The organism is Spirosoma flavus (assembly GCF_054778555.1).
Genome location: NZ_BAAGZL010000003.1, coordinates 432,735 through 447,981, shown reverse-complemented (window position 1 = coordinate 447,981; position 15,247 = coordinate 432,735). Strand labels below are relative to the sequence as shown.

At 44.5% G+C, this 15,247-nt stretch carries 8 protein-coding genes; 4 read left to right on the top strand and 4 right to left on the bottom strand.

The features are described 5' to 3' along the window. Positions 1 to 10: 10 nt before the first annotated feature. Positions 11 to 3,412 (bottom strand): SusC/RagA family TonB-linked outer membrane protein, encoded by a 3,402-nt coding sequence (locus ACYVF1_RS18360; RefSeq protein ID WP_461081457.1) that lies wholly within the window; start codon positions 3,410 to 3,412, stop codon positions 11 to 13. A 554-nt stretch (positions 3,413 to 3,966) separates the two neighbouring features. Continuing rightward, a complete protein-coding gene (locus ACYVF1_RS18355) occupies positions 3,967 to 4,512 on the bottom strand; it encodes an RNA polymerase sigma factor (RefSeq protein ID WP_461081455.1) in 546 nt (181 codons plus the stop codon). 927 nt (positions 4,513 to 5,439) lie between these two features. Between ACYVF1_RS18355 and ACYVF1_RS18350 the strand changes: the two genes are divergently transcribed. Next, positions 5,440 to 6,327, top strand: coding sequence for a gliding motility-associated C-terminal domain-containing protein (locus ACYVF1_RS18350; protein ID WP_461081453.1), 888 nt, complete (start codon positions 5,440 to 5,442; stop codon positions 6,325 to 6,327). Between the two features lie 31 nt (positions 6,328 to 6,358). Further along, positions 6,359 to 7,339, top strand: a complete 981-nt coding sequence (locus tag ACYVF1_RS18345; protein WP_461081451.1) for a PorP/SprF family type IX secretion system membrane protein — start codon at positions 6,359 to 6,361, stop codon at positions 7,337 to 7,339. Positions 7,340 to 8,083: 744 nt separating this feature from the next. On the opposite strand, the gene ACYVF1_RS18340 is transcribed toward ACYVF1_RS18345, so the two are convergent. Beyond that, a complete protein-coding gene (locus tag ACYVF1_RS18340) occupies positions 8,084 to 8,803 on the bottom strand; it encodes a LytR/AlgR family response regulator transcription factor (protein ID WP_461081449.1) in 720 nt (239 codons plus the stop codon). 1,146 nt (positions 8,804 to 9,949) lie between these two features. On the opposite strand from ACYVF1_RS18340, the gene ACYVF1_RS18335 reads away from it, so the two are divergent. Beyond that, the gene (locus tag ACYVF1_RS18335; protein WP_461081447.1) at positions 9,950 to 10,414 is read left to right on the top strand and encodes a hypothetical protein; all 465 of its coding nucleotides are present in this window, start codon (positions 9,950 to 9,952) and stop codon (positions 10,412 to 10,414) included. Between the two features lie 109 nt (positions 10,415 to 10,523). On the opposite strand, the gene ACYVF1_RS18330 is transcribed toward ACYVF1_RS18335, so the two are convergent. Continuing rightward, positions 10,524 to 12,269, bottom strand: coding sequence for a sensor histidine kinase (locus ACYVF1_RS18330; RefSeq protein WP_461081445.1), 1,746 nt, complete (start codon positions 12,267 to 12,269; stop codon positions 10,524 to 10,526). Between the two features lie 708 nt (positions 12,270 to 12,977). On the opposite strand from ACYVF1_RS18330, the gene ACYVF1_RS18325 reads away from it, so the two are divergent. Continuing rightward, positions 12,978 to 15,236 (top strand): ligand-binding sensor domain-containing protein, encoded by a 2,259-nt coding sequence (locus tag ACYVF1_RS18325; RefSeq protein ID WP_461081443.1) that lies wholly within the window; start codon positions 12,978 to 12,980, stop codon positions 15,234 to 15,236. Positions 15,237 to 15,247 lie beyond the last annotated feature (11 nt).

Here is a 15,247-nt window from a genome sequence, read left to right as displayed (position 1 = left end):
TTGAAAAGGCTTAGAACGTGAGACCAAGTTTGAAACCAACCGGAATAACCCAGGGCGTTACGTTGTAGCGCTCGATACCTTGTTTGAACTGCGTACCCGCCTGCGGACCTGCCTGTGGCTGGAAGGCCATTTCGGGGTCGATGTTGATTTTAGCGGCTGTCCACAGAATGATGTTGCGGCTGTAAACCGAGAATGTAGCGTTCTGTAAACCAATCGATTTCACGAAACGAGCGGGTAGATCGTAACCCAGCGAAATTTCACGTAGCTTCACAAACGACGCATCGAATGTAGCGGCCCGGGTGAAATCCCACGGATAGTTGTCGCCGTAAGGTATGATTTTGGTGCCCGATGCGCCCAGATTTTCGGTGTAGCCAGTGATGTTGCCCTGTGCGTCGTATTGCGCAATCACACCCGGATTGAACACACCGTATGCGTACGTTTTGCCGCCAAATTCAAATGGATAGCCGCCATACGCAGCCGTTGGTCCCCCCACAATCGGGAAGTGGTTGCCCTGAATCTTAATATACTGATCGGCGTTCTCAACCAGCCAGTTACGTAGCGCATCGCCCGTACGGCCACCCGGATTAATCAGGTTATCCAGGAAACGCTGCGAACGCAGATCAGACTCGGAATACCGATACGTTTGCGATACGAAATCACCACCTGACCGCCAGTCAAGCGAGAAATTCAGCGTGAAACCCTTGTATGACAGCGAGCTTTGTGCACCCAGAATAAAATTCGGGTTGAAGTTGCCGATTTTGTTCTTAACCGTGCTCGCGTTACGTGACTGCCATGAACCATCTCTATCGAGGATCGGATAACCGTAGTATTTTGAATTCGGATCAGTCACCGTAACGATTTCGGCGTCGTATATATCGCCCACTTTGTCACCTACGTAGGTCCAGGCACCGCCTTTGGCATCGGTCCAGAGCGTGTAGAACGGAATGCCGGGTGCCAGTTCTTTAATTCGTGTTACGTTCTTCGTGAAGTTGGTCGTCAGGTCCCAGCGCAGGCCGCCCTTGTCGATGAGTGTACCACCGAGCGAAAGCTCAACACCCCGGCTTTCGAGCAGACCAGCGTTGATATTCTTGGTCGTAAAACCGGACGATGGGGCAATTTGCGACGGCAGAATCTGGTTGCGGTTTTCCGATACGTAGTACGTTCCCGAGAACCGGAGCCGGTTGCGGAACATGTTGTAATCGATACCCACTTCGTAGGACGTAGCGATTTCCGGTTTCAGCTCGGGAAGCAGAATACTACCCGACTTCGACAAACGCGTTACGCCGTTCCAGGCACCGGCATCGCCCAGGGTAGGGTAGAGGCTATACGGATTGGCATCATTACCAACCTGCGCCACACCCGCCCGGAGTTTAAACATGTCGACGGCGGCCGGCATGTGGAACATTTCGTTCACCAACAAGCTCAACGAAGCCGACGGGTAGAAATACGAACGGTTGTTCACCGGTAACGTACTGGACCAGTCGTTGCGGGCGGTCAGGTCCAGGTAAATCATGTCCTTGTAGCCTAGGTTCGCTGTTGCGTAAGCGCTGTAAATCGCCTTTTTGTACAGGTAATTGTTATACTGAAGGTTATTTGGGGCGATGTTCTGAATTGTATACAAACCCGGAATAATTAGCCCGGCGCCGTTCTTGCTGCTATTACTAATGTCTGTCGATTGCGAATACCGGTTATTTCCACCCGCCGATACAACCACGCTTAGTGCGTTGAAACGCTTGGTATACGTAGCGAGGAAGTCCATGTTACGTTCGTAGCGCTTCAGGTTAATCAGCCCGTAAGCTCCGTTCGGTTCGCCGGTGTAGCTTTTAGCGATTTTGGTTTCGCGCTGTTCATTATACGTATCGAGTGCGTAACGGCCCATCAACTTAATTTCCGGGGTGAGCTGCCATTCTGCTTTCAGGTTTCCGAATAACCGGTCGCGCACGAAGCTGTTGTTGACTTCATAAGCCAGAAACCAGGGGTTGTTGTAATTGCCTTTGCTGGTCGTTTTCTGCTGAATACCTTCCTGTCCCGGTACCCAGTAATCGCGCAGGTCATTAATGTCGACGTGTGAACCGACCGCGTAAGCCCATTGCATCGGGTTCGTACCCCGCTCGCCCGCAGGACGGTTGTTTGAATTGCTCCGGCTGAAATCCAGATTTGTGCTCAGGCTCAGTTTGTTACTGACACGTACTGTCGTATTGATAGCCAGCGTATTTTTAAACAGATCCGAATTGGGGACAATCCCCCGGCTGCTCATGTTCGAGTACGACAACCGATACGTTACTTTCTCCGAGTTGTTCGAAATCGATACACCGTTGGTGCTTGTAATCCCGGTACGGAAAAAATCTTTAATGTTATTGGGGTGCGAAACCAGTGGGAGAGGTACTTTATTTCCGTTTGCATCGGTTGGGCTGTTCCACTGAATAGCGCTATATCCTTTATCCAGCTCAGGGCCGATACCACCCGCCGAGCTTTCGTCGATTTGCAGAATGCCGCCCGGATACGGGTTTGCGTCGGGTGTAAAAGGAAGAATACCCGTCGCGAAGTTTTTCGTCATTTTGAGGTATTTGTACGGCTGATCGAAAACGGTATTCGACGTAACAGATACCGTCATTTTCTGCGCTCTGGAACCGCTTTTGGTCGTAATCAGCACGACGCCGTTACCCGCCCGCGAGCCATACAGAGCCGCTGCGCTGGGGCCTTTCAGAATCGAAATATTCTCTACGTCATCCGGGTTGATGTCGGAAATAGCATTCCCGTAATCGACACGGTTGTCGCTACCGATCTGGCTGACGTTGTTGAGCGAGTTCGCAACGGGGACACCATCGACCACAAACAACGGCTGATTATCCGTATTAAGCGATTTAGCACCCCGGATAATCATACTCACCGACGAACCCGATGGCCCGGTTGAGCTGATCTGAACACCCGGTACGCGTCCCGCCAGCGAGTTCAGTACGTTCTCCTGCGCTACCCGGCTCAGGTCTTTGCCCTGTACTTCACCAACAGCGTAACCCAGCGAACGGGCTTCCCGCTTGATACCGAGGGCTGTCACAACGACTTCGCCCAAAACCTCGTTATTTTCGACCAGTGATACGTCGATAACCGATTGATTGCCAACCGGTATTTCCTGCGTTTTGTGACCGATAAACGAAAAAACCAGCACCGCTTTATCTGTATTAACGGTAATGGAATATTTTCCAGATTGGTCGGTGACAGTTCCTAACTGCGTCCCTTTTATCAGAACGTTGGCTCCGGCAATTGGCTGATTATTAGTGGCCAACGTAACGGTTCCGGTGATTGTTTTGGCTGGTTTACCTTTAGCCAGCGCCGGTATAAAGCAGATACTCACCAGCAAAGCGATGGTAAATAGTTGCCTTATAATCAACTGAATAGGAGAAATTAAGGTCATACGTGTTCAGCGATAAGTGGTTCGAAAAATTCGTACATGTGAGATGGAATCGGGATGCCCGTGCGGTAAAATGGATAATGAGTAATCTGAATCGCCAGGGCTGTTAATCAGGTTAGTACAGGTCCTCGGGTTTGTCCTCATTCAGTTTACATTCGTCATTATTCTTTTCAGAAGGAGGACTGTATTGGTTTAGCAGTTCGTTAAAATGAGTTTCCAGTGCATCTGAGTAGGTCTGCAAACTGGATTCGTTATGCAGGCCCGCTAAAAATTCGTCAAGTTCGGCCCTCGACAGCTTATTGTTAAGTAGCTGTTCGATTAGATAGCTGCTGCCATGATTCGACATTATCTCTCATCCGTTAACAGTTTTCCCATAATACGGTGAGATAGGGCTAAAGGACTATCAGCGAATAGGTTAATTTTTTGTGAAGCAGGAAGGAAGATTGGTAATGAAGAGTCAATGGAGTTTTGTCAGGCTGGCGTAGTAAGCCTATTAAAGGATCCTCACTCGCTGGTTTAGATACGTTAAGATGCTTCTTTCGTCAACCTGACAAAAACTAAATAAGCGCGAAATCGACTTTTTCGCGGAGTAGTTGTTTCGCTTTAACAAGTTGATTTTTAACGGTATTCTTGGAAATACGTAGCAGCTCAGCGATTTCCTGATAGGATTTACCGTCTTCGACATTCATACGTAGAATCAGCTTCCGCTTTTCGGAAAGTGAACTGATGGCAACCTGAAGTAATTGAATTCGAGCCTCCTCCTCGTCGGGGTGCTCGCTATGCATCACCTGCATACGCTCTACATAGCGTTGCTTGAGGAGCTGACTTTTTTCCAGCTGTTTCAGGTGGTCGAACGCCAGATTACGCAGGCAGGTGAAAAGATAAGAATTGAAATTAAGGCTAGGATTGATGGTCGCTCTACGTTCCCATATCTTTATAAATACGTCATGCACCATGTTTTCGGCGTCTTCTGTATCCTTTAACAGTGATACACAGAATTTAAGGGCAGGCGTGCGGTAGTGCCGATAGAGTTTGGCAAATGCAGTCTGATCGCCTTGAACAACCTGATGAAGAATCGATTCGAGGGTATAGTTAACAGTCATGTAAAGGAATTGTAAAGTCGTAGTACGATGGATATGATTAAGCGCGAGCGGCAAAGCTGTTCTGAACGTATTATCTTATACGCCCATTCGACAGTCGGACATAATTGCTAACCGCTCATATTTCCTGAAATTGACTGGTTTGAGGAAATTTTATTATTAATTCAAGTTGATTTCCCAAATAATAATTGGATAATACAAGCGAAAGGATTTATCGAATACAGGTAACAAATCCTTTATATTAACTTAATATAGGCTAAATAGCCAAATTAAATTTGGATTTTGGGAGCTTGATGAACAAATATAGAAGACTTATGAGCAATTAAATTTCGCACTTTGCGTAAAATTACCCTCAATTTGCGCAGTGCGAATACCTCTTGTTTTATTGATGTATTTGAGTCGATTAAGAATGATTTGTAGGAGGATAAATTGATGCCATTGCTTCGTCAGCAGGACAAATATACCCGGTCGCGCCTGGTCGTAATGCGTCGGCAAAATCTACCAGTAGGTAAATACAACTTCTCTAGCCACCGCATCAATAACTTCACCTAAAATACTGGCCCGAAATTTGTCACCGATAGAGCAAAATCTTTGCCGTTGTAAACAGGGAAAAGAGGAGATTACAAGCATCGGATGGAATTTAAATGAGATTTTGTAAGCGAATACTATACGTTTGTAGTAATAAAGTCCGAATAGATAACAAAATAGCTTGTTACTGGTATGCGTAAGATAGGCTAAAAATGGTCGTTTTTCGTTAAAGCATCAATCAGTTACTTACTTTTCGCAGTTAAGGGTATCGAACTGCCAATTCATGTCATTATCGGTTTGAAAAAGGGGGGTTACACGTACCCTGTCACGGATTTTGTGTCCTAATACAGCAAATGACCAAAACCTGGTTATTGTGCTAACACCGACGAAAGGGACATGGACATGAAGAAAAATCTTTACGTATTACTGCTTTTGATGCTACCAGGGCTTAGTCTGGCTCAGAAAGGTCGATTTGCAGTTCAATTTAATGTGAAATCCTTGGATTGTAATACGGGGAAAGTTGTCATTCGCGTACAGGTGAAGGCGAACTCAGCGGATAGCACTTTCTTGATGGGCGACGCGAACTATCGCTTCGATTACGATTCGCAGATCATTCGCAATCCTCAGATTATTAGTCAGGAGAACTTTTCGAATCAGGCACCCGCCAGTGACTCCCGATACAATCAGCAGAACCTGAACGGGAGCACAGCAGGACCAACCCTCGGAACGGTTTCGCTGAATACAGTGTATGGGGGTAGCGGAACCGGCGCTAAACAGGTTGGTACAGATTGGATAACGGTAAGCTGTATTCAGTTCGATATCATCAACACGCAGGTCGTTCAGAATAACTGCTTTGGTTTGCGTTGGCATACAGATACTACGTTCCCAGTGACTGGGTTAAGCGAAGTAGTTGCAAAAAAAAATGGGTCAACGATAGACAGTTACGTAGTTAAAGCAGGTGGTATTTTTCAAAGCCTTACTATTAATCCGGTTAAGGAAATCTGTGGAGGTTTTGGGTTTGCAAATGCAAATGATCTTATGATTCCAGAAGGCTTTTCGCCTAATGGAGATGGAATAAACGACTTTTTTGTAATCCATCACTTGGGAGCCCTTAAAGCAGACGTAACAATATTTAATATGAATGGGCATATTGTTTATGCCAATCCTAACTATCAGAATGACTGGGGTGGGCAGAATGAGCAGGGGACCGTACCTGATGGTACATATTTCTATAGTATCCACCTTAGTGATGGCCGTTCATTCCGTAGGTCAATGACCATCACACATTGAAAAGTGATATGTTTTTTGACCGATAATATCGATGGGATACAAGTTATTAAGGAGACAGTGGTTAGGGGTACTGCTGGTAATCCTAGGGGTTACCAGTGGCCAGGTGCGGGCTCAGCAGGATAAGATGTTCTCCCAGTACATGTTCAATATGCTTGCGATAAACCCTGCTTACGCGGGGAGTCGGGAGGTACTAAGTATGGCTGCCCTATACCGCAATCAGTGGACAGGAGTTCAGGGTGCTCCTCAGACAGCAACGTTCACTATGGACATGCCTTTGAATCAGGAACGGATTGGGGTTGGTCTACAGTTCTATGGCGATAAAGCCGGAGTTATTCAAGAAGCCGGAGCTTTTGCTTCATATGCCTTTCGTATAAAAGTTGGTACTAAGTCAACATTGGGCTTAGGGTTGCAGGCAGGTGCATCAAGTTATCAGGCCAATCTGGCGGAAGTAAGAACTTCCCCTTCTGGCGTAGGTTTGAATGATCCAGCCTTTGCCAGCAATCTCTCAAAGGTGCTGCCCAATTTCGGTACTGGTATTTACCTGAGTAACGACCGCTCATATCTGAGCTTTTCGGTACCTCGTCTGATTAAAAATAAGCTGAGCGAATACAATACGGGAGTTTATCAATCAGTCCAGCGTCGTCATGCTTACTTGGCAGCTGGTTTTGTGATAGGTTTGAGTCCGCTTATCAAAATGAAACCTTCGATGTTAGTAAAGTATGCCGAGGGTGCTCCAATTGGTTTCGACGGTAACATCAACTTCTGGTTTGCGGATCGTATTGCTCTGGGCGTTTCGGTTCGGCGCAATCAGTTTTCTACCTGGAGTAGTTCAACAACTGATGCCATTGTTGGAATGTTGGAAGTCCAGTTAACGGACCAATTTCGGTTTGGTTATTCTTATGACCGCACGATGAACAATTTTCAGAGTGTAGCTCCGAGTTCGCATGAGATCATGATCCGGTATGAACTCGGATTTGGTAAAAACAGCGTTCTAACCCCGCGCTATTTCTAAATTTTTTAAAAAGTAAGTTACTATAAGCATACATTTTCGTCTATAGATTTTCGATTTATCAATTACTTTTTACACAAGGTCACCGGAGTTTAATTCAAAATTTTCTGATTCCCAAACGATAGGTCTAGCCTATTGAGTTAGCAATTATCGTTTAGGGAATGATTGTTATTATTTAAAATGAATCGTTTCGATAACAGTTGGTATTGCCAATATATATATTCATTGGTTATCAAATTTTTAACTATAATTCCGACATACAGAGATCGCCTGTTTTTGAGCTGGAGTATTTCTTCTCTTAGTTTGGTTTTCAGTATAACGCAAATTCTTTTCTTTCTTGGATATGTATTGACGAACTGGTGTTCGTTTCAACAGGTTGCTTTTTTGCACTGGGCTGGTGTTGTAACCACTAGTTGCTTGTTAACTACTTGGTTATGGGGGACTTGGTATCTTGTTAGGTTGGTCATTCTCTATTGGATTAAAGACTGGCTGCCCTTATGGATGAATGGCTCATTGATTAGCTGCGGACTTGTTGCGAGTGGTGTTTTTAGCCTATTTTGGAATAGAACAATTATACTAATGGGCGGACAACTGCCGATTAATCAGTTTCATTTTCTGCTGCTTGTTAGTTTTGGATTTGGAGCTTTACTGCCTACGCTTAATAATCAGCGTGTCACAAATATTTATTTCGCTTGATAATATAAAAGTAAACTTCTTGTCAATATAAATGTAGTTTAAATAGTTGCTTCACGAATCCTGATCATTATTACTGAAAAGTCTTAAAATGCCTTCTAGCTTTGGCCGGAACGATACACCAATAGGAATTTTAAAATTATGAACCCACAGTGCACTTCGGTCATAGCTGGTAATTTTAGCTATATTGATAATAAAGGATTTATGCACTCGTAAAAACGTATGAGTGGGTAATAAATTCGTCAATGTTGCTAAACGTTCGTTAACAACAAACGAATGATTATTAGAATAAACTTTCGAATATATTCCGTAAGCTTCGATGAAATCAATGGTCTGAAAATCAAATCTTTGTACCTTGCGCCCCATCTTTAAGAAGATATAGTCTAAACTAGAGAAACTTGTTGAAGATGCTTGTAGCCCTAAAGCACGGTAAATAGCGACTAAAAGTCGTTCAAAAGAGAAAGGCTTTAGTAAGTAATCAGCTGCCTTTCCAATCTCGTAGCTTTCCAACGCAAATTCGGGGTATGCACTTGTAATAATAACAGGCGGCAGTTCGATACCGGATTTAAGTAAGAATAATCCTGATTGGGAGGACAGCTTTATATCAAGTAAAATAAGATCGACTGATTCAGCTGCTAGCAGTTCAACAGTTGATTCAAGGGTTGAGCATGTACCTACTAACTGTAAAAAAGGGAGTTTAGCCAATTGTAATTTAAGGTCTTCTACATCGGATTCTACATCATCGACGATAATATATTTTTGAATTTTCATCATTATAGAGGCTTATTGTTACTAAAAAAGTGTTTATGGACTGTTAAATATTCAAATAGCAAGTATTCATTGCTTAGGTACAAACTTACCCATTAATAAAACTGAAAGCTTGGTGAAAAAAATTATCATGAACACTGAATACCAGCTTGATCATTATTGCTGAGTATAGTCTAAAGTAATGACTGAATCAAGCATCTGTTCAATATACTTATTTAGCATTAGTACAGATACTGACAAATTATAACAAAATCTGATGAATAAAAACAATTGAATGCTGGATAAAAGGCTGGACTTTTTCCATTTATTTCTTTACAAAAGTTTAACCATTTTTTTTAAGTTATACAGAAATTATGTTCGATAACTGCGATTAAACTAGCAGTTCATGTATTAATTCAACTACTTGATGTATTTAAAGTCAATGTTTATGTATTTTTTAAGGATGGCAATTATAAATCTTCAATAGGTGATGTGCAATCTTACAGAACAGACTAAAAGTTGAGGTACGAACAAGATTCAGCCTAAAATTGATGAATTTCTGTTGTAAACTTATAGTTGTGATTAATAAACTTATTAGATAACTCTTTATTCAGCATATTAAACTGATAATTTGTGTAATAAACTTATCGTTTAAGCTAAGTTACTTTAAATGTATCTAAAAGAGGCAATATAATTGCTTTAAGGTTAATCAATCCTGATTTTATCACCATCCAGCAGGTGCCTTATCGCATGAGTTCTTATGATGAATTATTTAGTTCAAATCACTGGCATAAATATTGGATAAACAAACCTCAATCTCTGCATAATCTATTTGTACTGAATAGTCACGTTATTAAACCTCATATACTCCGTCAGAGCATTCGCAAGGCTATAAAAGGCCATAAGTCGCTTTTTGAAAGTAATTTGCCTATATTTTTTCGTCATGGGGTGTCAGGGGGCACATATGCTACCGCCATACCCGAGTTTTGTCAGCTGGCAAACCAGCCTGGTCGTTCTGTCACTCGGATACAAATCGACGTATCATCAGCACTTTCACTATCCTCGCACCAGTGGTATTTGATAATCCGATATTGCCTGTTTTGTCTCAATCTGTCAAATTCGGCTGCTATTGTATTATTTCCTCCTGAAGGTGCGTTTGAGTTGAACTTATTCATGATCACTCCAGTACGCTATTCCTGGGAATTGAGCAGAGCCGAAGATCAGAAAGTCATTTATCGAATGATTAGTCTGCAAATTGCCCTGTGGTATGTCAGATCGAAAACAGGATATAACTCAATGAGTGCTAAAGAAGAAAACATCTCACTCCCTGGTGTGGGTTCTTCTGTTACGTTCGTGACGTGGGCTATGTATAAACTTCTAACTGTGCAGCGGGTTGAAACGATTCATCAGTTGGCCGAACAACTGCGTGTCAACTATAAAATTGAATCAGACTATTTGTTCAATGACTATTCATTTAATCGGTTACGTTTTCGATATAATCACTGCGCCTGGATAAATATTGAAGATATTTTTCTGCACGTTCTGGATCTGAGAGTATGGCTGGACTTCAACAGGTTGACGCGTAATAGCCCTGTCAGCGCCCGAATTTTGACAGGGATAGATTGTATGAGACAATGAAAAAGACTTGTCCGAGACGGTTTGATTGCCAGAATCGTAAGGAGGCAGGAACGTTTTAAAAAGAGAGCGTAGCAGAATTTATAGTTGGGAATAGTATTGTTATGCCGCGTTATTGCGCAACAGACGGCGTATTGGAATGTATCGCTTCTTGGGCGAGGGTCAGTCTAATTCGGACGAAGGTCCCCGTTCCCTCCTGGCTCTGGATCTGTAAATTACCGTTTTGCCGTTCCAGCATTTCCCGGCAGATACGAAGCCCCAGCCCTGTGCCTTTTTCACCATGTGTACCAGTGCGTATTTCCGGGGCTGTATATAAAGAGGTCAGCTGGTCTGCCGACATACCTACCCCAGTATCTCGGATTTGTAATTCAACCCAGTCCTGCCCGGTAATACTGACCAGACGAATGAAACCACCCGCCGGAGTAAATTTGATCGCGTTCGCCACTACGTTACGGACCACAGCCCGAAGCTGATGCGGATCGGCCAGGGCCAGATGCGCTACGTTGACCTGATTGATAAAGCCGAGTCGCTTTTGCTCGATGAGATCGCTGGCCTGACTAATCACCTCTTCGGTCACATCGGATAGACGTACCGGTTGTAATATTGATTGAAACCCTTTCAGTTGGATCATCGACCAATCCAATAGGTTGGTTAACAGCGTCAGTACGTTATCGACCTGCTTGTCCAGTCGGTCCATCAAAGTAGGAAACTGATCGGTCTTCTGGTTAAATGTACGCATCTGGCGAAGGCCATTTTTTAGACCGGCGACCGGGCTGCGTAAATCGTGACCAATGAGCGAGAACAGCTTGTCTTTAACCGCATTGGTTTCGGCTAATTGACTGGCTGTTTGCTGGAGTAATATTTTCTGCTGGGTCAGGAGTGCGTTACTACGTCTGGACTTTCGCAGGCCGTACATAATCAAGGCAAGCACTACAACGAGTAAACCAATAACGAGTCCTGCTGCCAATTCGGTACGCCAGGCCAAAGCGAGTTCTTCTTGTTGCCGAAGCACATTGAGCCGGTTGATTTGGTCGTTCTTTTGAAGAAGCTTAATGGTATTTCTCTTTGTTTCGGTATCGAACTGAGCCTCCATCTGAGCTATTTTCTGAATATTGGCCTCAGCATATTTCTGCTCTTTCAATTTCTGCTCTTCCCGGTAGTACTGTAAAGCCTGTTTGTATTGACCTTGAGCTTCTAAAATGGTACCTAAGCCATTGATTGAAGCTATAAGACCATCCATTTCTTTATTTTGCCGAGCTAGCAATAGCGCATAGCGTGCCTCGCGAAGTGCTTCCTGAGAACGCTGTAACACCAGATAAGTTGCCGCCAATTCTCGTTTTGCAATACACATGTCGCCTAAAATATTCATGGCCTTGGCTTTATCAAACGCGCGTTGAATCAATACGATAGCCTTTTGATAATGTCCTTGTTCACGTGCGATGGTACCCAATGATTGCAGTATGTAGGATATATAAGAACTTAAGACGGGTGTTCGACTGGCAAAATATAAGGCTAGTCGAAAATTGACTTCTGCTTCCTTAAGTTTTCCTTCGTTTGTAAATGTTTCTGCCACATTTATGTAGGCTATTATTTTATCTTCTACTGGCCAGGAGCGTTTGTCTAAGGCTGCATATTTTTGCCAATACAGCTTTTGCATAGCTGTATTGTTCAGCTTCTCAAACAGATTTATCATCAACAGGTAGTTCGCTGCTCTTGTTGGCCCATCGTCGTGTTGTTGTAGGTAGCGTAAATTAGCTCCAATTTGATCCACTGCTTTCGACACATCTCCTGCATCAGAATAAAGCACCGCTAGATAGTATTGTAATTCGGCAATACGTTTCGGATTTCGATTTAACAAAGCATGATCAACAGACTGCTGACTAAAGGGAATTCCTTTTCTATACAGCCCTTTGTCCCGGTAATATCTGGACAGGAGAAAATTCAGTTCGCTGGCATATAAATGCGAAGTGGATTTAGGTAAGAGTTTTAATCCACGCTGTACATACGGATACAGGCTATCGTACTGCGTTTGGTCATAGTACTGTTGGGCTATGGACAAACAGAGCCGTAGCCGTGTGCTGTCGAGTATATCCTGAGCTAACTGCTGTTTAAGTGTACTAATTGTTGATAGGCGTTCTGGCTGGGCTAAAAGTGTTCCAGCTTCGAAAAATAAAGCCAACGCCAAGAGGAGCCGACATATAAATTGCATAAGTGGACAGAAGAACTGGCTGGTAAAGGTTTAGGATTAGTGAGGTTCGTTGAATAGGAAGTGAACGCAACCTTTTGGTATAAATGTACTACAAAACGATTTCTAAATAATAATGGCCAGCAAGGCGTTTATCGCTTTTCACTCTATGTTTCTACAAATCAAATAGTGAAGCAAAAAAGGTGCCCTTATAAGTCCCACCTAAAATGTCACGTACAAACCATTGAGAAAAGAACGCTGACTAACGTAGTAGGTCCTCCTGAATCAAATTTATTGCCCTTCAAATAGCCCGATGCCTGGCTTAGTACGTATTACAATTGCTTTTGTATTGTATTTCATGCGTTGCTTTTAGTGATAAATATGCGCCAATTCTATTGTCAATACGTTGCTTTTCTGGCTGTCTGGCTGCTTTGCGTTGCCTGCCGCTGGGGCGATACGGGCACTGACGTAGCAATTGGCAACGTAGTAACGTATCAGGATAAACAGTTCGAGCAGGAATATCACGAACCCTACCCGATCATTGTTAACGGGCAGGCCGCTGAGATACGTAGCATTGCTGTCGATAGTCAGTCAAACGTATGGACTGCTACGTCGATGGGTGTGTTCAGAAAAGCGGCCAGTCAGCCGATCTGGATAAACGTATTGAATGAACCTGAAAACGGTCCTGCTTTTTCGGTGGCTGTCGATGCACAATCAACTATTTGGTTTGCTGCGTGGAATGGCGTATTCCGGTACAAAAACGGTGCGTCCGAACGTATCGATGGGCCTGAATCGCCTATTGCTGTCATTTGTCCAGCAAAGGAAGGGGTCTATGCATTAGGCCCTAAAGGCGTTTGGTTGATTACCAATCAGGGAAACCAGAAACAGACGTATAAACTACCCCGTTCGGTACGTAGTGCGATTTCGGATAATGCTGGCGGACTTTTGGTGGCTACCGATGTTGGGCTGTACCACGTAACGAACGGGCAAACGCAGGTGATTCAGAAAAATGATGAATTGCTGAGTGCGTCGGTAAAAGGCTTGGCAATCGATACGCGTCAGAACCTTTGGGCGGCTGGCCTGGGGGGCGTTACGTTACTAAATCAGGACAAGAAAATCCAGACGTTTACACCCCAAAAAGGAATCCCATCTATTTACGTCAATTCCGCTGAGCGAGCGCCCGACGGAAGTATGTGGGTCGGCACAGACGTGGGCGTAGTACGTTATCAGCCTGATGGAAGCCATACTTTACGATTTACCCGTCGATGGCTACTGGATGACCGCGTGAACGACATTACGTTCGATGCGCAGGGAACGGCCTGGATTGCAACGGCTAAAGGCGTTAGCGCCATCCGGAAACGTAGCATGACGCTGGCGCAGAAGCAGGATTATTTCTACAACGTACTGATGAAACGCCACATCCGCGATCCGTGGATTGCCGGACAATGTAAACTGAACATACCGGGCGATACGACTTCGTGGGCACCCGACGATGACGATAACGACGGCGAATACACGGGGAATTATCTGGCAATGGAGAGTTTTCGATACGCAGTGACGAAAAGCCCGGATGCGAAAGAGAAAGCCAGAAAAGCGTTTCAGTTTCTGAAATTGCTTCAGGACGTAACGGGTACCGATGGCTTTTTTGCCCGGACGATTGTTCCCGCCGACTGGACTCGTGTTGACGATGCGAACCGCACCTTTACTCTCAAAGAACGGGCTGATGAACTGGTAAAAGAGCCTCGATTTAAACCGGTAGAAGTTCGCTGGCGACTATCGAAAGATGGCAAATGGCGCTGGAAAGGCGATACGAGTAGCGACGAACTCTGCGGCCACATGATGGGCTATTATTTCTATTACGAACTCGTTGCCGACGAAGCCGAGAAAGACATAGTTCGTCGGCACGTAGCCCGTATCGTTGATCACCTGATTGCCTACAATTTCACCCTGACCGACATTGACGGTACACACACACGTTGGGGCGTCTGGTCGCCGGATAAGCTCAACCGCGATTCCGATTGGGCACCCGACCGAAGTCAGAATTCGATGGAGTTGCTGGCGTTCTTGAAACTGGCGTATCACGTAACAGGACAGTCGAAATACGAACAGCAGTATCGCCATCTGATTGATAAAGAGGGTTATCTGGACAATATGGCCAACATCAAAAATCAGAATCCGGCCTGGTTCATCTACTTCGACGTCATGCTGGCGGCTTATGTGTATCCGATTTTGCTACGTTGCGAAAAAGATCCCAAACTGCTGGCTTTTTACGAAAATCACATCGACCAGTGGCTGGGGCAACGTAGGAATGACAAAAATCCACTGATTAATTTCCTCTACTGCTATTCCCGAAATAAACAGGTGGAGCTAGACGAGTCGGTTGGTTTTCTGATTGATACGCCCCTCGATTTAGTCAACTGGACAGTCGATCATACCAAACGGGAAGATATTCAGATCGTTCGAACGCCTGTTCTCGATGAGCTTCAGGTGAGTGAGCTGCCGCCCGCCAGCATCCGGACGGTGGTACGTTGGGACAAAAATCCCTGGGCTGCCGTAAATGGTACGCCCGATATTGAGCGTGAACCTGTGTTCTGGTTGCTGCCCTACTGGATGGGCCGCTACCTGAAAATGATTCAATAACTGCTGAAAAC

What these genes read in the sequence shown, in the direction of transcription:
- ACYVF1_RS18360 (WP_461081457.1), bottom strand. Translation starts at nt 3,412, where the DNA reads ATGACCTTAATTTCTCCTATTCAGTTGATTATAAGGCAACTATTTACC.
- ACYVF1_RS18355 (WP_461081455.1), bottom strand. Translation starts at nt 4,512, where the DNA reads ATGACTGTTAACTATACCCTCGAATCGATTCTTCATCAGGTTGTTCAA.
- ACYVF1_RS18350 (WP_461081453.1), top strand. Translation starts at nt 5,440, where the DNA reads ATGAAGAAAAATCTTTACGTATTACTGCTTTTGATGCTACCAGGGCTT.
- ACYVF1_RS18345 (WP_461081451.1), top strand. Translation starts at nt 6,359, where the DNA reads ATGGGATACAAGTTATTAAGGAGACAGTGGTTAGGGGTACTGCTGGTA.
- ACYVF1_RS18340 (WP_461081449.1), bottom strand. Translation starts at nt 8,803, where the DNA reads ATGATGAAAATTCAAAAATATATTATCGTCGATGATGTAGAATCCGAT.
- ACYVF1_RS18335 (WP_461081447.1), top strand. Translation starts at nt 9,950, where the DNA reads ATGATCACTCCAGTACGCTATTCCTGGGAATTGAGCAGAGCCGAAGAT.
- ACYVF1_RS18325 (WP_461081443.1), top strand. Translation starts at nt 12,978, where the DNA reads ATGCGCCAATTCTATTGTCAATACGTTGCTTTTCTGGCTGTCTGGCTG.